Source organism: Indioceanicola profundi (assembly GCF_003568845.1).
Taxonomy (GTDB): Bacteria; Pseudomonadota; Alphaproteobacteria; order Azospirillales; family Azospirillaceae; genus Indioceanicola; species Indioceanicola profundi.
In genome coordinates, this window is sequence record NZ_CP030126.1 from 696,913 (window position 1) to 720,457 (window position 23,545).

At 68.8% G+C, this 23,545-nt stretch carries 23 protein-coding genes; 19 read left to right on the forward strand and 4 right to left on the reverse strand.

What is annotated here, in order from left to right; translation table 11 throughout:
- The first annotated feature begins 221 nt into the window (after nucleotides 1-221).
- The 5 genes from DOL89_RS03355 to DOL89_RS25810 all read left to right on the forward strand — a co-directional run bounded on the left by DOL89_RS03355 (nucleotide 222) and on the right by DOL89_RS25810 (nucleotide 6,336).
- Complete coding sequence (locus DOL89_RS03355; RefSeq protein ID WP_119677874.1) at nucleotides 222-1,469, forward strand: MFS transporter; 1,248 nt, start codon at nucleotides 222-224, stop codon at nucleotides 1,467-1,469.
- Between the two features lie 78 nt (nucleotides 1,470-1,547).
- Nucleotides 1,548-2,723 (forward strand): molybdopterin molybdotransferase MoeA, encoded by a 1,176-nt coding sequence (locus tag DOL89_RS03360; protein WP_119677875.1) that lies wholly within the window; start codon nucleotides 1,548-1,550, stop codon nucleotides 2,721-2,723.
- Nucleotides 2,724-2,741: 18 nt separating this feature from the next.
- On the forward strand, nucleotides 2,742-4,724 hold the full coding sequence (locus DOL89_RS03365) for a molybdopterin biosynthesis protein (protein ID WP_225889866.1): 1,983 nt from the start codon (nucleotides 2,742-2,744) through the stop codon (nucleotides 4,722-4,724).
- Nucleotides 4,721-4,927 carry a DUF6494 family protein gene (locus DOL89_RS03370; RefSeq protein ID WP_119677877.1) on the forward strand — a complete coding sequence of 69 codons (207 nt, stop codon included), beginning with the start codon at nucleotides 4,721-4,723 and terminating at the stop codon, nucleotides 4,925-4,927. The genes DOL89_RS03365 and DOL89_RS03370 overlap by 4 nt, the downstream gene beginning before the upstream one ends.
- Nucleotides 4,928-5,037: 110 nt before the next feature.
- On the forward strand, nucleotides 5,038-6,336 hold the full coding sequence (locus DOL89_RS25810; RefSeq protein ID WP_119677878.1) for a c-type cytochrome: 1,299 nt from the start codon (nucleotides 5,038-5,040) through the stop codon (nucleotides 6,334-6,336).
- A 10-nt stretch (nucleotides 6,337-6,346) separates the two neighbouring features.
- On the opposite strand, the gene DOL89_RS03380 is transcribed toward DOL89_RS25810, so the two are convergent.
- Together DOL89_RS03380 and DOL89_RS03385 are read right to left on the reverse strand one after the other, a co-directional pair.
- Nucleotides 6,347-7,126, reverse strand: a complete 780-nt coding sequence (locus tag DOL89_RS03380) for an enoyl-CoA hydratase/isomerase family protein (RefSeq protein WP_119677879.1) — start codon at nucleotides 7,124-7,126, stop codon at nucleotides 6,347-6,349.
- Nucleotides 7,127-7,159: 33 nt separating this feature from the next.
- Nucleotides 7,160-9,166: a 4Fe-4S binding protein gene (locus DOL89_RS03385; RefSeq protein ID WP_119680209.1), complete on the reverse strand. Its 2,007-nt coding sequence runs from the start codon at nucleotides 9,164-9,166 to the stop codon at nucleotides 7,160-7,162.
- Nucleotides 9,167-9,313: 147 nt separating this feature from the next.
- Between DOL89_RS03385 and DOL89_RS03390 the strand changes: the two genes are divergently transcribed.
- The 14 genes from DOL89_RS03390 to DOL89_RS03455 all read left to right on the forward strand — a co-directional run bounded on the left by DOL89_RS03390 (nucleotide 9,314) and on the right by DOL89_RS03455 (nucleotide 21,215).
- Nucleotides 9,314-10,045 carry a biotin/lipoate--protein ligase family protein gene (locus DOL89_RS03390; protein ID WP_119677880.1) on the forward strand — a complete coding sequence of 244 codons (732 nt, stop codon included), beginning with the start codon at nucleotides 9,314-9,316 and terminating at the stop codon, nucleotides 10,043-10,045.
- A gap of 20 nt (nucleotides 10,046-10,065) precedes the next feature.
- A complete protein-coding gene (locus tag DOL89_RS03395) occupies nucleotides 10,066-10,551 on the forward strand; it encodes a DUF6505 family protein (RefSeq protein WP_119680210.1) in 486 nt (161 codons plus the stop codon).
- Nucleotides 10,548-11,570, forward strand: a complete 1,023-nt coding sequence (locus DOL89_RS03400; protein ID WP_119677881.1) for a DUF6352 family protein — start codon at nucleotides 10,548-10,550, stop codon at nucleotides 11,568-11,570. Before DOL89_RS03395 ends, DOL89_RS03400 begins: the two co-directional genes overlap by 4 nt.
- Nucleotides 11,571-11,637: 67 nt before the next feature.
- Nucleotides 11,638-12,192 carry a DUF3305 domain-containing protein gene (locus tag DOL89_RS03405; protein ID WP_119677882.1) on the forward strand — a complete coding sequence of 185 codons (555 nt, stop codon included), beginning with the start codon at nucleotides 11,638-11,640 and terminating at the stop codon, nucleotides 12,190-12,192.
- Complete coding sequence (locus tag DOL89_RS03410; protein WP_162937304.1) at nucleotides 12,185-12,886, forward strand: DUF3306 domain-containing protein; 702 nt, start codon at nucleotides 12,185-12,187, stop codon at nucleotides 12,884-12,886. Before DOL89_RS03405 ends, DOL89_RS03410 begins: the two co-directional genes overlap by 8 nt.
- A 288-nt stretch (nucleotides 12,887-13,174) precedes the next feature.
- On the forward strand, nucleotides 13,175-13,804 hold the full coding sequence (locus tag DOL89_RS03415) for a TorD/DmsD family molecular chaperone (RefSeq protein WP_205574624.1): 630 nt from the start codon (nucleotides 13,175-13,177) through the stop codon (nucleotides 13,802-13,804).
- A 40-nt stretch (nucleotides 13,805-13,844) separates the two neighbouring features.
- Complete coding sequence (locus DOL89_RS03420; RefSeq protein WP_119680212.1) at nucleotides 13,845-14,048, forward strand: twin-arginine translocation signal domain-containing protein; 204 nt, start codon at nucleotides 13,845-13,847, stop codon at nucleotides 14,046-14,048.
- Nucleotides 14,049-14,064: 16 nt separating this feature from the next.
- On the forward strand, nucleotides 14,065-16,995 hold the full coding sequence (locus tag DOL89_RS03425; RefSeq protein WP_119677884.1) for a formate dehydrogenase subunit alpha: 2,931 nt from the start codon (nucleotides 14,065-14,067) through the stop codon (nucleotides 16,993-16,995).
- Between the two features lie 17 nt (nucleotides 16,996-17,012).
- Nucleotides 17,013-17,612 carry a formate dehydrogenase FDH3 subunit beta gene (gene fdh3B / locus DOL89_RS03430; RefSeq protein WP_119677885.1) on the forward strand — a complete coding sequence of 200 codons (600 nt, stop codon included), beginning with the start codon at nucleotides 17,013-17,015 and terminating at the stop codon, nucleotides 17,610-17,612.
- 20 nt (nucleotides 17,613-17,632) lie between these two features.
- Nucleotides 17,633-18,643 carry a formate dehydrogenase subunit gamma gene (locus DOL89_RS03435; protein ID WP_205574625.1) on the forward strand — a complete coding sequence of 337 codons (1,011 nt, stop codon included), beginning with the start codon at nucleotides 17,633-17,635 and terminating at the stop codon, nucleotides 18,641-18,643.
- 137 nt (nucleotides 18,644-18,780) lie between these two features.
- Nucleotides 18,781-19,041: a type II toxin-antitoxin system Phd/YefM family antitoxin gene (locus tag DOL89_RS03440; RefSeq protein WP_119677886.1), complete on the forward strand. Its 261-nt coding sequence runs from the start codon at nucleotides 18,781-18,783 to the stop codon at nucleotides 19,039-19,041.
- Nucleotides 19,041-19,424 (forward strand): type II toxin-antitoxin system VapC family toxin, encoded by a 384-nt coding sequence (locus tag DOL89_RS03445; RefSeq protein WP_205574626.1) that lies wholly within the window; start codon nucleotides 19,041-19,043, stop codon nucleotides 19,422-19,424. The genes DOL89_RS03440 and DOL89_RS03445 overlap by 1 nt, the downstream gene beginning before the upstream one ends.
- A 22-nt stretch (nucleotides 19,425-19,446) precedes the next feature.
- Entirely contained in the window at nucleotides 19,447-19,962 is a 516-nt protein-coding gene (mobB, locus tag DOL89_RS03450) for a molybdopterin-guanine dinucleotide biosynthesis protein B (RefSeq protein ID WP_119677888.1), read from the forward strand.
- On the forward strand, nucleotides 19,962-21,215 hold the full coding sequence (locus tag DOL89_RS03455; protein ID WP_119677889.1) for a molybdopterin molybdotransferase MoeA: 1,254 nt from the start codon (nucleotides 19,962-19,964) through the stop codon (nucleotides 21,213-21,215). The genes mobB and DOL89_RS03455 overlap by 1 nt, the downstream gene beginning before the upstream one ends.
- Nucleotides 21,216-21,342: 127 nt before the next feature.
- Here the strand turns inward: DOL89_RS03455 and DOL89_RS03460 are convergent, their stop codons facing one another.
- Both DOL89_RS03460 and DOL89_RS03465 read right to left on the reverse strand, forming a co-directional pair.
- Nucleotides 21,343-22,002, reverse strand: coding sequence for a response regulator transcription factor (locus DOL89_RS03460; protein WP_119677890.1), 660 nt, complete (start codon nucleotides 22,000-22,002; stop codon nucleotides 21,343-21,345).
- Nucleotides 21,999-23,312 carry an ATP-binding protein gene (locus DOL89_RS03465; protein ID WP_119677891.1) on the reverse strand — a complete coding sequence of 438 codons (1,314 nt, stop codon included), beginning with the start codon at nucleotides 23,310-23,312 and terminating at the stop codon, nucleotides 21,999-22,001. Before DOL89_RS03465 ends, DOL89_RS03460 begins: the two co-directional genes overlap by 4 nt.
- Nucleotides 23,313-23,545: the final 233 nt, after the last annotated feature.

Below are 23,545 nucleotides of genomic sequence, written 5' to 3' on the forward strand. Positions count from 1 at the left end.
GGAGGCCAGGGTCTCAGGAGGACGTTTCGGAACCGTAAAGATACCGCGTCCCTGTGGAATGCATGGCACGTCGACTGGCATCGCGTGTTCACCTGAGGCAATCAGGTCACTAAACTCAGCCCGATGATGACGAAGAACCATGCTGCGTCCGACGCCCGGACGCCAACCCTCCGTGCGCTTTCCAGTGCAGCCATCCGCCCGATACAGGGGCGGGGCCGGGCATGAACAGTGCGCTGATCCGGCCGGTCCTGGTCCTGTATCTCGCGGTTTTCATGCTGATGGCAGGGGCCGGCACGCTGACGACGGTGCTGGGCGTCCGCCTTGCGGATGCGACCATGACCACACTGACCATCGGGTCGGTGATGGCCGCCTACTCCGCCGGGCTGACCCTGGGGTCGCTCACGGCGTTCCGGATGATCCTGCGGGTCGGGCACATCCGGGCCTTCAGCGCCCTGTCTTCCATCCTGTCCGCTGCCACGCTTCTTCACGGGCTGGGCGTGGACCCGATCTTCTGGGCGCTGCTGCGGCTAGCCGCCGGCTACTGCATGGCCGGGCTCTTTGTCTGCGTGGAAAGCTGGCTGAACCAGAACGCCACCCCGGCCAGCCGGGGCCAGATACTCGCCTTCTACATGATCAGCCTCTATGGCGGGCAGGGTGTCGGCCAATTCCTGCTGAATGTGGGGGCGGAGCAGCCATTCCTGATCTTCGTACTGATCTCCATCATCCTGTCGCTGGCCCTGGTGCCAGTGGCGCTGACCCGTCAGGCCCCGCCGCAGCTTCCGCGCATCAGTTCCTTCAGCGTCGCCCGGCTCTGGCGGGCTTCCCCGTTGGGGCTGCTGGGCGTGGTGCTGGCAGGACTGGTCGGCGGCGCTCTGTTCGCCCTTGCCCCGGTCTATCTGCGCCAGCTCGGTTACGGCGTGGCGGAAACGGCGATGTTCATGTCCGCCACAATCCTTGGCGGCGTCGCGCTGCAATGGCCGCTCGGCCGGCTTTCCGACCTGTTCGACCGGCGCACCGTGATCGTCGGCCTGTTCATCCTGCTGGCGCTGACCGGATCGTTCCTGGCCTTTGCCGGTCCGCTCGACCTTGTGCTTCTGGTGGCGGGGGCTGCCCTGTTCGGGGGCGTCACCTTCACGCTCTATCCGGTCTGCGTGGCGCACACCAACGACTTCCTGTCCCCCGACGACATCGTGTCGGCCAGCGGCGGGCTGGTACTGGGCTATTCCATGGGTGCTACCCTGGGGCCCTTCATCGCATCGGCTGCGATGGAACTGGGCGGTCCCAGCGGACTGTTCCTGTTCGCTGGGGTGGTCGGGGCCATTGGGGCTTCCTTCGGTCTGGCCCGCATGCTGGCCCGGCCGGCCATTCCGAACGACCAGCAGGGCAGCTTCACAGCGATGCCGGGGACCACGCCGGTCGCCGTGCCCCTCAATCCCCGGACGCCGGAAGAGGCGGTGGGGACCAGCTAGGGAGCGCATGCGCCTGTACTCCCGGCGCATGGGTCCGCATACTGCGGCCAACCCGGAGGAACAGGGGCAGGGGAAGGAATGCAGCCGTACGATCCGCGCGGAAAGGGATTCGGCGACCGCGCCACATTGGCCGAGTTGGAGCAGTGGATCGATGCCGCCTGCCACCCGCTTGCGCCGGTGGAGCTGCCAGTCGGGAAGGCGCTCGGCTCCGTACTTGCCGCCGATGTTCCTTCCCCGGCCACGCTGCCGGCCCGGCCCGTGGCCGCCTTCGACGGGTGGGCCGTGCGGGCGGAGGAAAGCTACGGCGCCAGCACCTACAATCCCCTGATGCTCCAGCTCGCCGGCCGGGAGGGCGCATTGCCGGTCGGATCGACCATGAAGGTGGCCGCGGGCAGGGGCCTGCCGGACGGGGCCGATGCCGTGCTGGATTTTGCGGAGGCGGAGTTGGTCGGCGGAATGGTGGAACTCCTGGCCCAGGCCGCCCCTGGCGAGGGCGTCGTGCGGGCTGGACAGGATGCGATGGCCGGACAGGTGATGCTTGCGGCCGGACGCCGGCTGCGGGCAGCCGATTGCGCTCTCGCTTCTGTCGCGGGGCTGGAGACTCTGGCGGTTCATCCAGTTCCACGGGTCTTTCTGATCTCGGCCGGGCGGTTCCAGGGGCCGGACCTGATGCCGCTGCTGCTGGACCCGCTCATCCGGCGGGACGGCGGCAGGGTCGGCGGGCATGCGGCGGTGGAGGATGGCGACGCTCTTGCCGCGGCGTTGCGACAGGCTGAGGCCGACCTGATCGTCATCGCGGGGGGAAGCGGGCTCGATACGGACGACCGTGCCGCGCTGGTGCTGGCGGAAATCGGCACGCTTGCCCGCCATGGTCTGGCCCTGCGGCCGGGCGATACAAGCGGGTACGGCGCTGTCGGCGATACGCCGGTCCTGCTACTGCCGGGATCGCCCGGCGCGCTTCGCCTTGCCTGGGAAGTGACCGGGGCTAGGGCGGTGCGCCGGATGGCGGGGCTGGGCCCGACCTTGCCGCTGCCCCGCCGGACCCTGCCGCTCGCCCACAAGGTCGCGTCGGAAGTGGGATGGGACGAGGTCCTGCCGGCGCGCGTCACCAAGGATGGCACCATCGCCCTGACCGCGCGGGAGGTGGCGGGGCTGGGTGCATTGGCCCGTGCGGACGGGTTCATCCTTGTGCCTGCGGACGGGGAAGGGTACCCGGAGGGGACCGGGATCACCATCCACCTGTTCGACTGCTGAACCATGCCGGAGAAGAGCGTGCCCGACACGCCAGCCACCAGCCCCGCCGACATCCCCGACCTGAGCCGCGCCGCCCGGCAGGAGCAGTTCCTGGAGGTTGTCAGCCGGGAGGAGGCCTCGCACCGCTTCCATGCCGCCCTGGACCTGTCCCCGCTGCCCGGCGAGGCGGTGCCGTTGGCGGCTGCGCTGGACCGGGTGCTGGCGGCGGATGTGGTAGCCCCGGTGGACGTGCCCTGCTTCGACCGCTCCGGCGTCGACGGGTTCGCGCTGCGGGCGGAGGATACGGCCGGGGCCGGTGACGACCGGCCGGTGCGGCTGGTGCTGAATGGCGAAGTACTGTCCTGCGGCGTCGCCCCGTCCCTGACGGTGCGGCCCGGCACGGCCACCGTGATCGCCACCGGCGGGATGGTGCCCCGCGGGGCGGACGCCGTTATGATGGTGGAGCATACGGATGTGGCGGAGGAGGACGGGCGCGCCATTGTGCTGGTGCGCCGCCCCGCGGCCTCCGGCCAGTTCATCGCCTTTGCCGGCAGCGACATCGGGCGCGGTGAAACGGTGCTGCGCCGCGGCCAGCGCCTGACCTCCCGCGAGATCGGCGTGCTGGCGGCGCTGGGCCTCACCGAGATCGCGGTGGTGCGCCGCCCGCGGGTCGCCATCCTGTCCACCGGGGATGAGCTGCTGGCGCCGGGGGAGCCCATGGCTCCCGGCCGGGTCTATGACAGCAACGCCGCCATCCTGGCCGCCGCCGTGGCGGAGGCGGGCGGGGAGCCGGTGCCGCTGGGCATCGCGCCGGACCGGGAGGATGTGCTGCGGGAGCGGGTGGCGCGGGGAATGGACGCGGACCTGCTGGTCCTGTCCGGCGGAACCTCCAAGGGGGCCGGCGACATCTCCGCCCGCATCGTGGAAGGTTTGGGCGAGCCCGGCATCCTGGTGCACGGGGTGGCGCTGAAGCCTGGAAAGCCGGTGTGCCTCGCCGTGTGCGATGGCAAGCCGGTGGTGCTGCTGCCCGGATTCCCGACCTCCGCCATCTTCACCTTCCATGAGTTCGTGGCCCCGGTGATCCGGGCGCTGGCCGGGCTGGGGGCGGAGGTGCCGGACATGGTGGAGGCCACCCTGCCGGTGCGGATCACGTCGGAGCGGGGACGGACGGAATTCGTCATGGCCTCCCTGATGCGGACGGAGCAGGGGCTGGCGGCCTATCCCACCGGCAAGGGCTCCGGCGCCGTCACCTCCTTCGCCCAGGCGGACGGCTTCTTCCGCGTGCCGCAGCATGCGGAGCGGGTAGATGCCGGGGCTCCGGTTCAGGTCCAACTGATCGGCAGGCGGCTGGAGCCGGCGGACCTGTCCATCATCGGCAGCCATTGCGTCGGGCTGGACCTGCTGGTGGGGGAGCTGGGGGCGGCCGGGCTGAAGGTGAAAATCCTGTCGGTCGGCAGCATGGGCGGGCTTGCCGCGGCCAAGCGGGGGGAGTGCGACATCGCCCCGGTCCATCTGATGGACCCGGCCAGCGGCCTCTACAACACGCCCTTCCTTGCACCGGGGCTGGAGCTGTTGCCCGGTTACGGCCGCTTGCAGGGCATCGTCTTCCGGCCCGGCGACGGGCGGTTCGAGGGGCGGGAGGCCGCGGCGGCGCTGGCCGGGGCGGCGGCCGATCCGGACTGCCTGATGATCAACCGCAATCCCGGCAGCGGCACCCGCATCCTGGTGGACCGGCTGTTGGCGAGGGCGAGGCCCGCCGGCTACCGGACCCAGTCCAAGAGCCACAATGCCGTGGCCGCGGCGGTGGCGCAGGGCCGGGCGGACTGGGGCGTCGCCATCGCCGGCGTCGCCAAGCTCTACGGGCTGGGCTTCCTGCCCCTGCAGCCAGAGCAGTACGATTTCATCATCCCGGATACGCGCCGGGACCGGCCGGCGGTGCAGCGCTTCATCGAGGCGCTGGCCGGTCCGGACCTGCGCGCCCGTCTGGCCGGGCAAGGCTTCACATTGGGAGAAGAGCGATGAACGACGATACCTTCAACATGTCCCTGCGCAAGTTCCTGAAGCAGGTCGGCGTCACCAGCCAGCGCGCCATCGAGCAGGCGGTGCAGGAGGGGGTGGCGACCGGCCAGTTGAAAGGCAACGAGGTGCTGAAGGCCCGCGTGGTGCTGACGCTGGAGGGCGCCGGAGCGCCCCATGTGGTCGAAGGCGACATCACGCTGGAGTGATCGCGCCCTCATCACCGTCACCCCGGCGGAAGCTAAAGCGACACTGGGGTGACGGGGAAGGATGCGGCAGGTTGAGCCCCTCGAACATTCCGACCGCCTGGACCCCGCCGATGAAGCTCCTCCCGCTCCTGACCGCCCTGCTGCTCCTGGCGCTGCCTGCCAGGGCCGAGTTCGTCGGGCATGGAGGGCCGGTGAAGGGGCTCGCCGTCTCGGCGGACGGGGCGGAGATGGTGTCGGCCAGCTTCGACTACTCGATCATCCGCTGGAACCTGAAGACGGGGGAGGCGCAGGACGTCCTCTACGGCCATGACGCCGCGGTGAATGCCGTGGCGCTCCTGCCGGGCGGCGCATTCCTGTCGGCCAGCGACGATGGAAGCATCGCCCTGTGGCAGGCCGGCGCGGAACAGCCGGTCAGGCGGCTGACCGGCCATGGCGGGCGTATCGCGGCCCTGGCTGTCTCACCGGACGGGAAGCTTGCCGCCTCGGCCGCCTGGGACATGACCGTCCGGCTCTGGGACCTGGAAGCGGGTGCGGCGCGCGCGGTGATGAAGGGGCATGAGGGGCCGGTGAACGGTATCGCCTTCACGCCCGACGGCAACCGGCTGGTCAGCGCCGGCGCGGATGGGACGATCCGCGTATGGCGGGTTGCCGACGGCGTGCAGACAGCAATGTATGGCGGCGGGCCGGCGGCCCTGAACGGAATGGCCCTGACCCCGGACGGAGGCCGCGTGCTGGCGGCCGCGGCGGGCGGGCAGGTCCGTGCATGGGAGCTGGAAAGCGGGAAGGAGCTGCCGGCCCTGGCGGCCCCGGTGCCGGTACCGCTGCTGGCCCTTGCCGTCTCCGCCGATGGCGGCATGGCCGCAGCGGCGGGGGTGGACGGGGCGGTGAATGTCTGGACGCTCAAAGACGGCGTTCTGGCCTACCGCTTCGGCGGGGACCGCGGGCCGGTCTGGTCGCTGGCCTTCGCACCCGGCGGCAAGGCCCTGCTTTCCGGCGGAAACGACCGCATGATCCGGCAATGGAACCTGGAGAGCGGGCTGGAGGTCGAGGCGCCCACGGCGGTGAAGCTGGTCGAGGGCGATCCCCTGGCCAGCGGCGACGACGCCGGGGCCAAGGCATGGCGGCGCTGCGTCGCCTGCCACACGCTGGAGCCCGATGGCGGCAACCGCGCCGGCCCCACGCTGCACAACATCTTCGGCCGCCGGATCGGGACCCTGCCGGGCTATCCCTATTCCGCGGCGCTGAAGAACGGCAGCATCGTCTGGACGGAGGAGACGGTGGCGAGGCTGTTCGAGCTCGGCCCCGACGTGGTGACGCCCGGCACCAAGATGCCGATCCAGACCATCCCGAATCCGGAGGAGCGGGCGGCTCTGATCGCCTTCCTGCGGGAACACGCGATGGAACGGTAGCGCCGCCGGGTCAGGACCAGGGGAAGGCCGGCTTGCGCTTTCCCACGAAGGCGCGGCGACCCTCCTGGAAATCCGGGGCTTCCACCGCGTCCAGGAACATGTCGCGGGTTTCCCGGCTTTCCACCGTCTGGCCGGACAGGATCAGCCCGACCATCCGCTTGCTGATTCGGTGGGTCCACTGGCTGTTGGCGCACAGGGTGGCGGCATACTCCTCCACCACCGCATCCAGCTCCGCAGCCGGAACCACCCGGTCGGCCAGCCCCTTGGCAAGCGCCTCCGCCGCATCCATCAGGCGGCCGCTATAGAGCAGGTCCTTGGCCGCGGACGGCCCCACCGCCTGGACCAGCCGCTTGGTATCTCCCAGCGGATAGATGATCCCCAGCTTGGCCGGGGTCACGCCCAGCCGTGAATCATCGGCGCAGAAGCGCAGGTCGCAGGCCAGCGCCACGCCTAGCCCGCCGCCGACGCAGACGCCGCGGATCACCGCGATGGTGGGCTTCGGGAAGGCCGCCAGCCCGTCCGTGGCGGCCGCGATGTCGGCGGCATAGGCCGCCGTCTTTTCCCGCGTGGAATAGGCGGTCTCGAACTCCGCGATGTCCGCCCCGGCGGAGAAGCATCCGCCCGCCCCCTCCACCAGCAGCAGCTTGACGGACCGGTCCTCCGCCGCCTCCATCAGAAGGCGGGGGAGGAGCTGCCACATCTCCTGGGTCAGGGCGTTCTTCTTGGCCGGCCGGTTCAGGACCAGCCGGGCGACCTCACCCGTGCGGACCAGGATGGCGGGGGCGGACATGGGCGTCTTCCGGTTCGGCGAGGCGGGCGCTGCTCAGTGATAATCCTCGCCCGTCATGGTCCTCGGACGGGCGGGACCGGTATAGGGGTCCATCCCGCTTTCGGTGACGGAGATGACGCGGCAGTCGGCGCACATGCGGATGCGGTCGGCCGGGTTGTTCGGGCCGGCGAACATCCAGTGCTTGTCCGCAAGCTGCTTCACGATCCGCTCCACCGTGGATTTGGTGCCGAACGGCTTGCTGCAGCGGATGCAGTGCGCCGGCTCCTCCTCCTTCACCAGCACGGGGCTGAACGCCGCGTCGGTGAGGTTCATGCGGGGCGACAGGCTGATCACCTTCTCGGGGCAGGTGTTCTTGCACAGCCCGCACTGGACGCAGGCATCCTCCGTGAAGCTCAGCGCCGGGCGGTCCGCATTGTCGGACAGGGCGCCGGTGGGGCAGGCGCCGACGCAGGCGAGGCAGAGGGTGCAGCCCTCCACATCGATGTCCAGCGTGCCGAAGGGTGCGCCGGCCGCCAGCGGCAGCATGTCGATGGGCTGCGGGGCCGCCTTGTGCATCTGGCGGACCGACAGCTTCATCAGGCTGCGCTTGTCGCCCATGGGCAGGAAGGTCTTCGGCGTCGCGGTCCCGTCCCGGCGGGGCAGGGTGGACAGGGCGAAGGCCAGCTCGTCCGGATCGTCCGCCTCGATCAGCGCGCCGCGGCCGGTACCGTAGCCGAGCCCGCTCGCCAGCGTTTCCGCAAGGCCCAGCACCTTCGCTAGGGCCAGCAGGTCGTCGCGCCGGCGCTTGCCGGTCAGGATGCGGATTTCCGCCGCCCCATGGCCAAGCGCCGTGGCGAAGAACTCGATGCCGAGTTGGGTGATCTCGTTGACCTGGAAGGGGATGACCCGGGCCGGCAGCCCGTCGCCCCAGCGGGACAGCAGGTCGATCAGCGGGGCCCCATGCTCCCCCTCATGGACCAGCAGGACCGGCGCGGTGCCGCCGGACCCGAGATACGTGGTCAGCAGGACCCGCACCCGCTCCAGCATGTGGTTGGGACCGGGCATGGCATAGGTGGCGGCGCCCGTCGGGCAGACCGCGTGGCAGGACCCGCAGCCGGCGCAGATGAAGGGGTCGATCGCCACATGGTCCCCGTTCGGCGTGATCGCGCCGGTGGGGCAGACTTCCAGGCAGCGGGTGCAGCCGGTCTTGCGCGAGCGGCTGTGGGCGCACAGATCCTCGCGGTAATTGACATAGCGCGGCTTGTCGAACTCACCGGACAGGTCCGCCGCCTTGAACAGCAGCTTCTGCACCTCCGCCGGGCTGCCGGGATCGGCGCGCAGGTAGCCGTCGCGCTTGTGCGCGGCCGGGAACAGGGGCGTGCCGCCGGACAGGTCGATGATGATGTCGCACTGGGACGAGGCCCCGTTGCGCGCCGCCCCGAACGCCAGCACCCGGCGGGAGGAGGGGGCGGGGACGGCGTAGTCGTCCACCACGATCTCGAACGCGCCCAGATAGCCCTTGGCCGCGCGGATGGTGCCCTTCAGGACCGGAAAGTTCGTGGCGCGCGGCGGAACGACATCCGCCGGATTCGAGAGCAGCACGGTCACGTCCAGCTTGTCGGATAGCTGGCGCGCCGCCTCGATGGCCATCTCGTCGCGGCCATAGATCAGGGCGACGCCCTCGGACTTCAGCCCGATCACCGGCACGTCGGGCGTGCCCAGCGCGGCCTCCGCCAGCAGGGCGGCGATCTTCGGCGTGGCCTGCTCCCCTTCGGAGGACCAGCCCGCCCGCTCCCGGATATTCACCAAGCGGATGTTGTAGGACTCGCCGGCGGTCTCCTCCGCCGCTTCCTCGAACACCGCCCCTTCCTGGGTGCAGGCGATCAGCAGCGGCCCGGCCGCCGCGGCGCGGCCCACCCGGTCCAGCTCCGCCCGGCAGAGCTGCGTCGCGATGCGCGGCGAGTCGTCCGACCCGCAGGCGCGGCCCAGGGCCGCCCCGTCCAGGGTCATGGTGCCTTCGCAATTGCAGACAAGAACCGTACGGCCCTCGATCTTCATCATGCCTCCCACATGTCCGCGCGATCCGGAAATCAGCGGCGCGGACCAAATCGGCCTACCGTAGCGTTCCGCGGGCTTGCTTGTCATTAACGTAGAGACAACAGATATTCACGCCCTGCCATTCCTTCGGGATGAAAGCGAGCCTGCCTCATGTCGATTCCGTTCGCGGACCCCGATACCGACCCGGTGTTTCCGCCCCTCTTCACGCCCGTCACCGTGGGCGGCGATGCATTGCGCCATGCCGTGACGTCGGCCAGGGCGGGGGCCGGGGCGGGCAGCCTGTCCTGGTCGCGCGATGCCGACCGGTTCAGCGTGGCCGTGGTGTTCGAGCCGGAGATGAACCTCCGCGCCGCCCGCTTCGCCCATTATGTGACCATGGTGGGCATGGCCGACGCGCTCGGCGTGCTGGGGCCGCCCTACAAGCCGATCACCTTCGCATGGCCCGACCGGCTGGTGCTGGACGGGGCCGTGGTGGGGCAGGTGCGGCTGGTGGCGCCGGAGCAGCCGGACGACGAGGTCCCGGAATGGTTGGTGGCCGGCGTGGCCATAAGGCTGCGCTTTCCGGGCACGCTGGACGATCCCGGCCGCACGCCCGACCGCACCGCGCTGTATGAGGAGGGATTCGGCGATGTCACCGCCCCCGCCTTGGCGGAGGCCTTCGCCCGGCACCTGCTGAACTGGATCAGCCGCTGGCTGGAGGAGGGGGCGGAACCGGTCGCGAGCGAGTGGCTGTCGCATCTTCCCCTCGACATCAAGAACGGCGATGTGCGCCACGGGCTGGACCCGAAGAATGGCGACCTCCTGCTGCTGGACCCCGGCAGCACCAAGCCGCGCCGCCGCGACCTGGCGGCCGGCCTGGCACTGGCGGAGGCGGAGCTGTGAAGCTGCCCAGGACCATCCGCATGGACCAGACCGACCCCCTGGTGTTCGGCGAGGCGGCGGAGCCGGGGGAGTGGGCGGTCACCGGCTCCTTCGCCTTCCTGGGCGGGGACCCGCGGGAGCTGACCGGCAAGCCGCGCCAAGCCTTCGGCAGCGGGTTCCTGGGGGTGGACAGCTTCGGCTGGTCCACCTTCGTCAGCGTCGCCAGCGCCACGGCCGCCGACCATGACGCCGTGGTGGAAAGGCTGGCCGCCCGTTTCGTGGAGCGCTACGGCGCCCCCTCCCTGGACGCGGCCCGGCCCGTGGCGGCGGAGGAGGTGGCATTCGCCGCCGAACTGTGCCGGGATCATCCGGTGAATACCCTGCTCGCCATTTCCCGCTCTGTCGATGATGACGGCGGCATCCGGGAGCAGGTGCGGGTGATCGATGCCAAGGGCGAGAAGCCCCATGCCGCCATCTGGGACATTGTGGCGGAGGATGACGAGAATGAGGATACGGCACCGCGATGAGTCGTGATTTCTGGATCAGCTCCGGCCACCATCTGATGGACCGGACGGAGGGCGGCGGGCTGGCCGTGACGCCGGACTTCCTGAAAGCCTATCTGGCCCGGCCCGAAATGGCCCCGGTGCCGGAGAGCTGCGCCAATGAGCGCCAGCTCTACCGCGATCTGCTGGCCGATCCGCTGATGCAGGTGGACAAGGCTAGGCTCGCCACGCTGGCCGACCCGGATGGGCGGGAGAATTACGAGGTCTTGCTGGGCTTCCGCGACCATCTGGCGGCGCAGCCCTCGCTGGAGGCCGGATACCTGTCCCTGATGCGCAAAGGGGTGGGCCGGGTCCCGCGCCTGTTCCTGGACCAGATGGTGCACCTGATCCTGCGCAACATGCTGGACGGGGAGACGGACCCGTTCAAGCTGCGCGCGGCCGAATGCCTGTTCCGGGAGCAGAAGGTCAGCATCTCCGAAGGCGGCATCCTGCTGGCGGACGAGGAGACGGTGGAGCACCGCTCCAAGACCGGCGGTTTCGGCGGGCTGGGGCAGCTCCTGGCCGAATCCGGCACCAAGCCGCGCGCCGTAGACCTTGACGTGCTGAACGAGGAGAATGCGGACAGGTACTGGGAGCGCTCCGACCAGTTCGACATGGTGCTGGACGCCAGCTTCACCCGGCCGGGTCTGGATGCGCTCTGCCGCGTGTTGGAGCGGTGGGTCTGGCACTTCATGCAGGTCAAGGTCGCGATCCAGCCGGTCCAGACCATCCGGGATGAGCGCTGGGTCTGGCATGTCGGGCTGGATGCCGAGGCGACGAAGATTCTGAACGCGATGTGGCAGGGGGAGGAGGTGCCGCAGGCGGACCTTGCCCGCGTGCTCTCCCTGTTCCGGCTGGAATTCGCCGATCCGGCCGACATGGCGGACCATGTGGCCGGCCGCCCCGTTTACCTTGCGATGGCGATGACGCACGACCGGCTGCTGCGCCTGAAGCCGCAAAATTTGCTGCTGGGGCTGCCGTTCGCGCGGGAGGGGGTACAGTGAACGGAAGGTCTTCAGGAAAGGTGATGGAAACCTGCACCGGCGCACTCGTCCCTGGTGGAGGCCAAGTATGATCGTCGAGCGCATGCCCGTGGGCGTCGTGGTGGAGCGGCAGCCGGGGGTGACCAAATGGCAGGAGCATGTCTGGCGCGCCGTGGCGGTGCTGCCCGGCAGCCCGATGGTCGCGCCCTGGACGGAGCTGGGCCGGGAGCAGGGGCCAAGGGGTGAGATTGTGCGCTATTACGCCGGCACGGCGGAGCTGGTGGCCTATTCCGGCGGGGATACCAGGACCTACAAGCACAATGTCGAAGCGCCGGAGCCCTCCGTCTATGTGGTGCTGCGCCGTGCCGACACGTTGAGCGGCTGGACCCTGTACCTCGCCACCATCGACCCGGCGGAGGCGCATTCCCATGCCGACACCGGCGATGATCTGGTGGAGCGGCTGCCGATGCCGCCGCTGGTGTTCGATTGGCTGTCGGCCTTCGTGGCGCAGCACCATGTCGAGCGGATGGAGTGGAAGCGGAAGCGCGACCGTGCCGACCCGGATGCGCTGGGCGTCCGGGGCCTCGCCGCGGAGGAGCAACGCGGGCGCCGGCAGGCCGGCTGGGAGGATGAGGATGAGTGACCATGACGACGAATCCGGCGGCTTCCTGGGACGTTGGGCCCGGCTGAAGCGGGAAACCCGGAAGACCGAAATACGACCGGCCGAGCCGACGCCGGAGGAACAGGCCGCGCCCGCTCCGGTGGAGGAGCCGGAAGTCGATCTGGAGAGTCTTCCCCCGCTGGAAACACTGGGTCCCGGCAGTGATTTCACGCCGTTCCTGAAAAAGGGGGTTCCGCTCGTCCTCCGCAACGCCGCGCTCCGCAGGGCGTGGACCAGCGACCCGGTGATCGCGAACTTCCGCGAGGTGGCGGATTACGACTGGGACTTCAATGCGCCCGGCTATGGTCAGCTTCTTCCCACCGACGACGTGAAAAAGCTGCTCGACCGATTGCTCGGCGGTTCGGACCCCGAGCCCAAACCCCAGCCGCAGGACCCGGCGGAACAGATTCAGGTTGCCGAGGCGCAAGGGGATGAATCCACGACTGAATCGAACGTTCAGAACGCTCCGGACCTGCCGCCGCCCGACGACCACCTGCGGCTTCCGTCAGAGGAGCCGGTTCCGGTCCTTACCCAATCGATCTCCGAAAATCAGAAGGTTGGCGAGATCGGGGGTGAAAATTCGGAGTATAAAAACGCAGAAGGGGTGATCCTGCTGAAGACAGAGCCGGAAGCCCCGCAAAGACGACGTCGCCACGGCGGTGCTGCACCGCGCTGAAATCGCTTCAGCAAGGCAAGGCTAGACTGCCAGAAACTGCGTCTTCCGGCTTTCGAGTGCTGTATCGCACTGCGAAGCCTTACATCAGTGAAAAGCTGAATCCACCAACCGTCGGGCGATTGCTTTCCGGGCATTTCGCCGTGTGGTCCGTCCAGCGAACAAGTGTTGCGTTTGCCACCAATGCGCCTATTATCTCGGGTAAGGCTGGAAACGCTCTAAAAAAAGCCCAGCCCTAGAGGACGGGGTAGCTCAAAAGGCTGCCCGCACGCGGTTCGGGAGGCAATCAGGATGGCAGGCGGGCCACACGGCCGCGCGACTGATCCTGTCGGCGTCGGTGGGGCTCCCCTCGACGACGCCGATGTCATGCGCGCTCAATTCTGGTCCCTGCTCGGGGCGCTGCTGACGCGGCCGCCTTCGCAGGAGCTGTTGGACCGCGTCGCCGGCTTGGGCGGCGATCGCACGCCGTTGGGCAATGCCCTGCGCACGCTGGCCGCGCGCGCCGTGGAGACGGATGAGCGCCGGGCGGAACGAGAATACCATGGCCTGTTCATCGGTGTCGCCCGGGGCGAGCTGCTGCCCTACGCTTCCTACTACATCACCGGATTCCTGAACGAGAAGCCGCTGGCGCGCCTGCGTCAGGACATGGCCGCGCTTGGTATTGAACGCGCGGCGGGCAACAAGGATCCGGAAGACCACATCGGTTCCCTCTGCGAAATGATGGCCGGACTGATCGCCGGCGAGTTCGCGACTGACCTGGCGCATCAGCGGGCCTTCTTCGACCGCCACATCGCGCCCTGGGCCGGCCGCTTCTTCGCGGATCTGGAAAAGGCTGAGAACGCGCTGCTCTACCAGCCGGTCGGCACGGCGGGGCGGCTTTTCATGGGCATCGAGGCCGAGGGCTTCGCGCTAGGGGCTTGAGACAGGAACGTACCGGCAGATGAACGGGAAGGAGAAGGTCATGGCGACGGACAGGAACGACAAGGTGGTCGTGCGCCGCGACGTGCTGAAGGCGATCGGCCTGGGTGCCGCCGGGGCTGCGGCCGCGGCGCCGCTGGTGGTGGCCGGCCCGGCCGTGGCGAAGGAAACCGCGGAGGAGCAGGTGAAGGCCCGCTACCAGGAAACCGACCACGTCAAGACCTACTACCGGACCAACCGGTACTGATCGGGGAGGACGCCACATGCTGGTGAAACGTTCGACATCCACATCCGGCGTGCAGCGCGGCCGCATGGCCGCCGCCCTGGCCGGCGCCGCCCGGGGCGCGGCACTCGACCGCCGCGCCTTCCTGCGGAACTCGGGCCTCGCGGCCGGCGGCCTCGCCGCGGTCGGGACCCTGTCCTTCTCCACGATCCGCAAGGCGGAGGCGGGGCCCTACACGCCCGGCGTCCCGGTTGAGATCAAGAAGAACATCTGCACCCACTGCTCGGTCGGCTGCACCGTGACGGCGGAAGTGCAGAACGGCGTCTGGGTCGGTCAGGAACCGACCTACAACAGCCCGATCAATCGCGGCACCCACTGCGCCAAGGGCGCTTCGGTGCGTGAGCTGGTGCATGGCGACCGCCGCCTTAAGTACCCGATGAAGCTCGAGGGCGGGGAGTGGAAGCGCCTCTCCTGGGAGCAGGCGATCAGCGAGATCGGCGCCAAGCTGACCGAAATCCGCGACCAGTCCGGCCCGGACAGCGTGTTCATGCTGGGCAGCGCCAAGTTCTCCAACGAAGGCGCCTACCTGTTCCGCAAGTTCGCCGCCCTCTGGGGCACCAACTCCGTCGACCACCAGGCCCGCATCTGCCACTCCACCACGGTGGCGGGTGTCGCGAACACCTGGGGCTACGGGGCGATGACGAACAGCTACAACGACATCGCCAATTCCAAGGCCATCATGATCATCGGCGGCAACCCCGCCGAGGCGCATCCGGTTTCGCTGCAGCATGTGCTGCGCGGCAAGGAGCTGAACCGCGCCCAGATGATCGTGGTCGATCCCCGCTTCACCCGCACCGCCGCCCACGCGACGGAATATGTGCGGCTGCGTCCGGGCACCGACATCCCGCTGATCTGGGGGATGCTGTACCACATCTTCGAGAATGGCTGGGAGGACAAGGAATACATCGCCCAGCGCGTCCATGGCATGGACCAGGTCCGCGCCGAGGTGAAGAAGTGGACGCCGGAAGAGGTTGAGCGCGTCACAGGCGTTCCGGGCGAGCAGGTGAAGCGCATCGCCCAGGTGATGGCGACCAGCAAGCCCGCCACGCTGATCTGGTGCATGGGCATCACCCAGCACACAGTCGGCACGGCCAATGTGCGCGCCTTGTCCATCCTGCAGCTCGCCACCGGCAATGTCGGCATCGAGGGCGGCGGGACCAACATCTTCCGCGGCCACTGCAACGTGCAGGGCGCGACCGACCTCGGCCTCGACGTCACCTCCCTGCCGGCCTATTACGGCCTGGCGGAGGGGGCGTGGAAGCACTGGTCGCGCGTCTGGGAGCTGGATTACGAGTGGGTCCTCAACCGCTTCGGCACCGCGTCCATGGACCGGGACGCCAAGAAGAAGCTGATGGAGGACAAGGGCATCCCGACCACCCGCTGGTTCGATGCGGTGCTGGCGGACGCCAAGGATGTCGATCAGCCGGACCGCATGCGCGGCATGGTGGTCTTCGGCCATGGCGGCAACACGGTCACCCGCATGCCGGAGATGCGCAAGGGCCTGGAAAAGCTGGACCTGCTGGTCATCGCCGACCCGCATCCGACCACCTTCGCCGCCGTGTCCGAGCGCAAGGACGGCACCTACCTGCTGCCGATCTGCACCCAGTTCGAGACTTCGGGCTCCCGCACCGCCTCCAACCGCTCGCTCCAATGGGGTGAGAAGGTGGTGGACCCGATCTTCGAGAGCAAGAACGACTACGAGGTCATGTACCTCCTGTCGAAGGCGCTCGGGATCGAGCAGGAGATGTTCAAGAACATCCAGGTCAATGGCGACCAGCCGGTGCCCGAGGATATCCTGCGCGAGATCAACCGCGGCACCTGGTCCATCGGCTATACCGGCCAGTCGCCGGAGCGGTTGAAGCAGCACATGGCGCACCAGGCCGACTTCGACATGGTGACCCTGCGCGGCAAGCCCGGCACTCCGGTGGCGGGTGAGTTCTACGGCCTGCCTTGGCCCTGCTTCGGCACGCCGGAGCAGAAGCACCCCGGCACCCATGTGCTCTACAACACGCACCTTCATGTGCTCGAAGGCGGCGGCACCTTCCGCGCCCGCTTCGGCGTGGAGAAGGACGGCCAGACCCTGCTGGCCGAGGGCAGCTACTCCGTGGGTTCGGAAATCCAGGACGGCTATCCGGAATTCACCTACGGCGTGCTGAAGAAGCTGGGCTGGGACGTCGACCTGACGGAGGCGGAGCGCGCCACCATCGAGCGCATCGGCGGCGAGAAGGCGGACACCGTCTCCTGGGCGACCGATCTCTCCGGCGGCATCCAGCGGGTGGCGATGAAGCATGGCTGCGTGCCGTACGGCAACGCCAAGGCCCGCGCCGTGGCCTGGAACCTGCCCGACCCGGTGCCGGTCCACCGCGAGCCGATCTACAGCTCCCGCCCCGAACTGGTGGCGCAGTACCCGACGCTGGATGACAAGCGCGACTTCCGCGTCGTCAATATCGGCAAGACCGTCCAGTCCAACGCGGTCCAGGAAAAGATCAACGAGAAGTTCCCGATCATCCTCACCTCCGGCCGTCTGGTCGAGTACGAGGGCGGCGGCGAGGAGACGCGGTCCAACAAGTGGCTGGCCGAGCTGCAGCAGGACATGTTCATCGAAGTCAATACCGAGGACGCGGCGCGTCTCGGCGTGAAGGATGGCGGCATGGTCTGGGTCTACGGGCCCGAGAACGGCAAGGCCCGGGTCAAGGCGCTGGTCACCAACCGCGTCGGCAAGGGCGTCGCCTTCATGCCCTTCCACTTCTCCGGCTTCTGGGAGGGGGAGAGCCAGCGCGGCAACTATCCGCCGGGCACCGACCCGATCGTGCTGGGCGACAGCGTGAACGCTATCACGACCTACGGCTTCGACCCCGTCACCGCGATGCAGGAAACCAAGTGCACGCTCTGCCGCATCGAGGCGGCGTGAGGCGAGAGGAGGCATAAATGGCAAGAATGAAGTTCCTCTGCGACGCCGAGCGCTGCATCGAGTGCAACGCCTGCGTCACGGCCTGTAAGAACGAGCATGAGGTTCCGTGGGGCATCAATCGCCGCCGCGTCGTCACGCTGAACGACGGCGAAGTGGGCAAGGAGCGCTCCATCTCCATGGCCTGCATGCACTGCACGGACGCGCCCTGCGCCTCCGTCTGCCCGGTGGATTGCTTCTACACCACCGCCGACAATGTCGTGCTGCACAACAAGGATCTGTGCATTGGCTGCGGCTACTGCTTCTACGCCTGCCCGTTCGGCGCGCCGCAGTATCCGCAGCTGGGCAACTTCGGCAGCCGCGGCAAGATGGACAAGTGCACCTTCTGCGCCGGCGGCCCTGAAGAGGACGTCACCCCGGCGGAGTACGAGAAGTACGGCTCCAACCGCCTTGCCGAAGGCAAGCTGCCGCTCTGCGCGGAGATGTGCTCCACCAAGGCGCTGCTGGCCGGCGACGGCGACATCATCGCCTCCATCTACAAGGAGCGCGTGGTGACCCGCGGCTATGGCAGCGGCGCCTGGGGATGGTCCACGGCCTATCCCGACACGCGCGGCGTCTGACGGAAAGGGGAGGATACATCATGCGGGATATCATGATCCAAGCCCGCCGCCTGATGGCGGCCGGCCTTCTCGCCCTTCCGCTGGTTGCAAGCGGCCCGGCTCTGGCACAGATGCCGGACCAGCCCGCCGCCACGCAGATGACGGAGCAGGAGGTTCAGCTCTTCCAGCAGCTCCAGGGCAACCTCGCCGGCCGGGTCAGCATCCCGGACGCCCGGTCCGCCACGCTGATCCAGCCGGAAGGCAAGGCGTGGCGCGATTTCTGGCGTGAGCAGTCAAAGCTCATCGGCGGCATCGCCATCCTCGGCATGCTGGCGGTGCTGGCAGGGTTCTTCCTGATCCGGGGCCGCATCCGCATCGAAGGCGGGGCGTCCGGCCGCACGGTGACCCGCTTCAACGGCTTCGAGCGCTTCGCCCACTGGCTGACGGCCAGCACCTTCATCGTGCTGGGCCTGACCGGGCTGAACATCAGCTTCGGCCGCTCCCTCCTGCTGCCCTTGATCGGGGCGGAAGGGTTCGCAGTGCTGGCGCAGGCGGGCAAGTACGCCCACAACTACCTGTCCTTCGCCTTCATGCTGGGCGTGGTCCTCATGTTCCTGGTGTGGGTCAAGGACAACATTCCCGGCAAGTTGGACCTCGACTGGATGAAGGCCGGCGGCGGCTTGGTCGGCCGTGGGCATGCCCATGCCCGCAAGTTCAATGGCGGCCAGAAGATCATCTTCTGGAGCGTGATCCTGGGCGGCGCCGCCATCTCGGTCAGCGGCATCTTCCTGATGTTCCCGTTCCAGTTCACGGACATCGCCGGCCAGCAGCTCAGCCACATGGTGCATGCCCTGGTGAGTGTCGTGCTGATCGCCATCATCCTGGCCCACATCTATATCGGCTCGCTGGGCATGGAGGGGGCGTTCTCCGCCATGGGCAGCGGTCAGGTGGACCTGAACTGGGCGCGCGCCCACCACGATCTGTGGGTGGAGGAGATGTTCAGCGGCCGCACGGCCCCGACGCCGACCCCGCATCCGGTTGCGGCGGAATAAGTCCGCATCCGGGCACATGGAACAGGGCGCCGGGGGCAACCTCGGCGCCCTTTTTTCTTGTCCGGCGTTCCGTTTGACCAACTTGACCAACTCCGCCGCCGGGGCCATCCTCACCGGGTGCCAACCGGGAGACAGCCATGAAGACCCTGAACCTCTATGAGGCCAAGACCCATCTCTCCAGCCTTGTGGACGAGGCAGAGGCGGGGGCGGAGATCGTCATCTCCAAGAACGGCAAGCCCAAGGCCAAACTCGTGCCCTTCGAACCGCCCGCGCCTAAGCAGCCGCGCAAGCCCGCCGGTGTGCTGGGCGTGGTCTGGATCGCCGATGATTTCGATGAACCCGATCCCGAACTGATCGCCCTGTTCGAAGGGGATCATGAGGATGGCGAGGAGCAGTGATGGACCTGCTGCTCGATACCCATGTGCTGATCTGGTGGGATGCGAATTCGCCGCAGCTCGGCAAAGCGGCACGCGAGGCAATCGAGAATCCGGACAGCCGAGTCTTTGTCAGCGCCCTCAGCCCCTGGGAAATCGCGATCAAGCTGCGGACAGGCAAGCTGGAAATCCGGCACGGGCTCACCGAGCTGGTGGAGCGGAACGGGTTTCTTCATTTGCCGATCCTCAGCCGTCATGGCGAAGCTGCCGGCCTGCTGGACTGGCAGCATAAGGACCCCTTCGACCGGATGCTCGTCGCCCAGGCGCAGATTGAGCGGTTGACCCTGGTGCATGCGGACACGCACATTCGCGGCTACGGCGCGGTGGCCCAGCTCTGGGCGCGGTGAACCGGCGCGCAGGGGAAGTGGAATGAAGCTGATCGGCCTCGCCGGGTGGAGCGGGAGCGGCAAGACAACGCTGCTGGTGCAGTTGATTCCGGCGCTGACGCGGCGCGGGATCAGCGTGTCCACGGTCAAGCACGCCCACCACATGTTCGATGTGGACCGGCCCGGCAAGGACAGCTACCGCCATCGCGAGGCCGGGGCGACGGAGGTTCTGGTCGGTTCCGCCCATCGCTGGGCGCTGATGCACGAGCATCGCGGGGAGCCGGAGCCGACGCTTCAGGAGTTGCTGCCCAAGCTGTCGCCCGTCGATCTGGTGATCGTGGAGGGGTTCAAGCGGGAAGGGCACCCCAAGATCGAAATCTATCGGGAGGAGGTCGGGAAGCCGCCGCTCTATCCCGACGACCCGAACATCGTGGCGGTGGCGACCGATGCCCGGCTGCCCGGCTGCCCGCTGCCGCTGCTGGACCTGAACGATGTGGAGGCCATCGCCGGCTTCGTCGTCAGCCGGTTCGATCTGAAAGTCGGGGCGGAGGCGCGCTGATGGCCCAGTTGAGCGACGACTGTTTCGCCTTCGGCGGCCCGCTCCTCTCCATCAACGCGGCGGTGGCGGAGTTGCGGGCGCGTGTCACGCCCGTGACAGGGGTGGAGCGAGCGCCGCTTCTGAAAGCGTTGGGCCAAGTCCTGGCCGCCGACCTGATCTCCCCCATTAACGTGCCGGCCTTCGCCAATTCCGCCGTGGACGGTTATGCCGTCCGCCATGCCGAGCTGGACCCGGAGGCCGAGACCGTGCTGCCGGTCCAGGGGCGGGTCGCGGCCGGCGGGCGGATGGAGCAGGCCCCGCCGCCCCGCACCGCCGTACGCATCTTCACCGGCGCGCCGATGCCGCCCGGCCTGGACACGGTGATGATGCAGGAGGATGCGGAGCTGCGCGGCGACACGGTCGTGCTGCGGCCGGGGCTGAAGCGTGGGGCCAATTCGCGGGAAGCCGGGGAGGATGTGCGCGCCGGCAGCCGGGCGCTGCCCGCCGGCCGACGCCTGCGCCCCCAGGATATCGGGCTGGCGGCATCGCTGGGCCAGACGCATCTGGAGGTCAGGACGCCCCTGCGGGTGGCGGTCTTCTCAACCGGCGACGAGCTGGTGGACCCAGGGGCGGAACGGCCGTTCCAGGCGCTGTATGACAGCAACCGCTTCACCCTGGCTGCATTGCTGACCAATCTGGGATGTGCCGTCACCGACCTCGGCATCCTGCGGGACAGGCGCGACGCCATCACCAGCGCCCTGGCGGAGGCCGCACCCGGCCATGACCTGATCCTCACCTCCGGCGGCGTGTCCACCGGGGAGGAGGATCATGTGAAGGCGGCGGTGGAGGCGTCGGGCCGGCTGCATTTCTGGCGCTTGGCCATCAAGCCGGGCCGGCCCGTGGCGCTGGGGCAGGTTGGGAATACGGCCTTTGCCGGGCTTCCGGGCAATCCGGTGGCGGTGATGGTGACGTTCCTGAACGTCGTCCGGCCGCTGGTGATGGCCTTGCAGGGGGCCGCCCCAGAAGACCCGCCGCGATTCGCGGTTCGTGCCGCCTTCGACTACAAGAAGAAGAAGGACCGGCGGGAATATGTGCGCGTCCGGCTGGCCCGCGCCGCCGACGGGGCCTGGGAAGCGCACAAGTTCCCCCGCGATGGTGCCGGCATCCTCTCCAGCATGGTGGAAGCCGACGGGCTGATGGAGTTGGGGGAGGAGATCACGAAGCTGCCGGCCGGAACCGAGGTACCGTTCCTGCCGCTCGGGTTGATAGTGTAGGAGCTCCACGCCCTTTTCCCCTCTCCCCCGCGGGGAGAGGCCGGGAGAGGGGGCTTCCATTGCAGGAATGGCGGCGAAAGCTTCGATACCCTCTCACCCCAACCCTCTCCCCGAGGGGAGAAGGGGCTTATACCGGCGGCGGCGCGCCGCCCTGTTGGACGGCGATGCGGACCAGGTCGGCAGTGCGGCGGACATTGTAGCGGTTGCGCAGGCGGACCAGCGTGTTCGCTACCGTCTTGTAGGTGATTCCCAGGCGCGCCGCGACCTGATCCAGGTCCGTGGTTTCGGTCAGGAGGGCCATGATCTGCCGCTCCCGCGGGGTCAGGGGCAGGCTGCGGCCCAGGGAGGCCACGGCGTTGGCGATGGCGTGGCTCAGCCACACGCGGCCTTCCAGAGCCGCCTCCACCGCCCGCACCACGGCGTCGGGATCGTCGGACTTGCTGACATAGCCCATGGCCCCGGCCTCCAGGCAGCGGGATGCCACCTGCGGGGCCTCATGCATGGACAGCACGACGATGGCGGTGCCGGTCGCGGCCAGTTGCTGGACCAGGGTGAGACCGTTCGGGTCGCCGGGCATGTTCAGGTCCAGCAGCACGGCATCCGGTTCTTCGCGCGCGGCCAGTTCCAGCGCAGTGCGCCCGTCCGCCGCCTCAAGCACCCGGTAGCGGCCCAGCGGCGGCTCCAGCAGCCGGCGGCAGCCGCTTCGCACAACGGCGTGGTCGTCTGCCACCATGATCGTGCGGGTGCCGGTTTCCGCCTCCGGGGCTTCGAAGCCCGTCATGCTCATCCCGCGATCTCCTGAAGATTGGTGACGGTCGAAGCCGGCAGACGGGCGGCGACAAGGGTACCGCCAGCGGTGCCGGGGCCGATCCGCAACTCTCCGCCCAGCGCCTGCACCCGCTCCCGCATTCCCGCGATGCCGTGACCCAAGGGGCTGCCTTCATGGAAGCCGCTGCCATTGTCTGCGACGGTGACGGCCAGCTCTTCCGGCCCGGTTGGGGCGACGGTTACAGCCACCCGTGTGGCATGGCCATGGCGCAGGGCGTTCAGCACACCCTCCTGCACGATGCGATAGACCGTGAGGTCTACCGCCTCCCCAAGTCCTTCCAGCCCCGGTGCGACTTCCAGCGAGAATGCAATGTCGGGATGCTGCCGGCGTTGCGCGTCGATCAGGTCCAGCAGAACGTCCGACAGGTCCAGATGGTCCAGCGCCATGGGGCGCAGCCGTCCCAGGATGCGGCGGGAGATGTCGCGGATCTGGCCGGCTGCTGCGGCGATGGCGTCGGCCCGTCCCGATGCCTCCGCCCCGTCCAGCGCGCCGGTCTGCGCCGCGCGGGAGATGGCGTGGGCGTCCACGCGGATGCCGAACAGCAGCGGCCCAAGCTCGTCATGGACTTCCCGCGCCAGTTCCCGCCGCTCCCGGTCCTGGATGTCCAGCAGCACCCGCGACAGCTCCGCATTCTCCCGCCGGGCGGTGGACAGGGCGGCGTCCAGGGCGCGGATGCGGCCGCCGATGCCGGCCAGTTCGGGCACGGCCGCGGTGCTGGGGTCCACGTCCCGCTCCCCGCGCGAAAGCGCGTCTAGGGCGCGGTTGAAGGAGGCCAGGGGGGCGAGCGCCCGGCTGACGGCCAGATGCACCGCGGCCAGCAGCAGGATCAGCGCCGCGCCCGCGATCCAGGCCAGCGCCACCGCGTCCGACCACGCCTCCGCCAGCTCGTCCCGCGGGTCGGGTTCCAGGATGACGACGCCGCCCGCCACGGGCACGGTGCGGGCCGGCTCCCCGTCCCAGACAATGCGGACGAACCAGTCCGGGGCGTCATGCCCGCGGGGCCGGGACAGGCGGGCGATCTCGCCGGGCAGGACGACATGGACATGGCGCAGCTCCCGCGGGCCCAGCATCCGGGCCAAGGCTTCGGCATCCGTCACGGCCCCGGCGCGGGCCAGTTCCCGCACGGCGAACTCCGCCGCGTCCAGCGCCGCCAGCGTCTCCGCCCGCACGGCGACGCGGGCGTTCACCACCACGGCGGCGAATCCGGCCAGCGCCGCCGCCGCCGCCAGCGCCATCACGATCAGGACCACCCGCGCCCGCAGCGACACCCGTTTCTCCCTAGCCCTTGTAGATCGATTTGGGGAAGGGTAGGCCGCGCCGGTGCCATCTGCCAAGCGGCCGTACGAACCGGGACAATTGTCCCGACCGGGCCGGGAATTCCGCCTTCGCCATTCGTCCGATTGCAGTGCTGACCGCGATCAGTCCTAATGGGCTGACAACACAGAAAGAATGGCCGTCCCGCTCCACCATGTGTCAGAGCGAAGGACCGGTTCCAGGGAGA

Bases quoted from the DNA above. Each gene is read 5' to 3' on its own strand.
- DOL89_RS03455 (WP_119677889.1), top strand. From the start codon at position 19,962: ATGGCCCAGTTGAGCGACGACTGTTTCGCCTTCGGCGGCCCGCTCCTC.
- DOL89_RS03440 (WP_119677886.1), top strand. From the start codon at position 18,781: ATGAAGACCCTGAACCTCTATGAGGCCAAGACCCATCTCTCCAGCCTT.
- DOL89_RS03380 (WP_119677879.1), bottom strand. From the start codon at position 7,126: ATGTCCGCCCCCGCCATCCTGGTCCGCACGGGTGAGGTCGCCCGGCTG.
- DOL89_RS03445 (WP_205574626.1), top strand. From the start codon at position 19,041: ATGGACCTGCTGCTCGATACCCATGTGCTGATCTGGTGGGATGCGAAT.
- DOL89_RS03360 (WP_119677875.1), top strand. From the start codon at position 1,548: ATGCAGCCGTACGATCCGCGCGGAAAGGGATTCGGCGACCGCGCCACA.
- DOL89_RS25810 (WP_119677878.1), top strand. From the start codon at position 5,038: ATGAAGCTCCTCCCGCTCCTGACCGCCCTGCTGCTCCTGGCGCTGCCT.
- DOL89_RS03410 (WP_162937304.1), top strand. From the start codon at position 12,185: ATGAGTGACCATGACGACGAATCCGGCGGCTTCCTGGGACGTTGGGCC.
- DOL89_RS03395 (WP_119680210.1), top strand. From the start codon at position 10,066: ATGGACCAGACCGACCCCCTGGTGTTCGGCGAGGCGGCGGAGCCGGGG.
- DOL89_RS03420 (WP_119680212.1), top strand. From the start codon at position 13,845: ATGGCGACGGACAGGAACGACAAGGTGGTCGTGCGCCGCGACGTGCTG.
- mobB (WP_119677888.1), top strand. From the start codon at position 19,447: ATGAAGCTGATCGGCCTCGCCGGGTGGAGCGGGAGCGGCAAGACAACG.
- DOL89_RS03435 (WP_205574625.1), top strand. From the start codon at position 17,633: ATGCGGGATATCATGATCCAAGCCCGCCGCCTGATGGCGGCCGGCCTT.
- DOL89_RS03390 (WP_119677880.1), top strand. From the start codon at position 9,314: ATGTCGATTCCGTTCGCGGACCCCGATACCGACCCGGTGTTTCCGCCC.
- DOL89_RS03460 (WP_119677890.1), bottom strand. From the start codon at position 22,002: ATGAGCATGACGGGCTTCGAAGCCCCGGAGGCGGAAACCGGCACCCGC.
- DOL89_RS03415 (WP_205574624.1), top strand. From the start codon at position 13,175: ATGGCAGGCGGGCCACACGGCCGCGCGACTGATCCTGTCGGCGTCGGT.
- DOL89_RS03425 (WP_119677884.1), top strand. From the start codon at position 14,065: ATGCTGGTGAAACGTTCGACATCCACATCCGGCGTGCAGCGCGGCCGC.
- DOL89_RS03385 (WP_119680209.1), bottom strand. From the start codon at position 9,166: ATGATGAAGATCGAGGGCCGTACGGTTCTTGTCTGCAATTGCGAAGGC.
- DOL89_RS03370 (WP_119677877.1), top strand. From the start codon at position 4,721: ATGAACGACGATACCTTCAACATGTCCCTGCGCAAGTTCCTGAAGCAG.
- DOL89_RS03405 (WP_119677882.1), top strand. From the start codon at position 11,638: ATGATCGTCGAGCGCATGCCCGTGGGCGTCGTGGTGGAGCGGCAGCCG.
- DOL89_RS03400 (WP_119677881.1), top strand. From the start codon at position 10,548: ATGAGTCGTGATTTCTGGATCAGCTCCGGCCACCATCTGATGGACCGG.
- fdh3B (WP_119677885.1), top strand. From the start codon at position 17,013: ATGGCAAGAATGAAGTTCCTCTGCGACGCCGAGCGCTGCATCGAGTGC.
- DOL89_RS03355 (WP_119677874.1), top strand. From the start codon at position 222: ATGAACAGTGCGCTGATCCGGCCGGTCCTGGTCCTGTATCTCGCGGTT.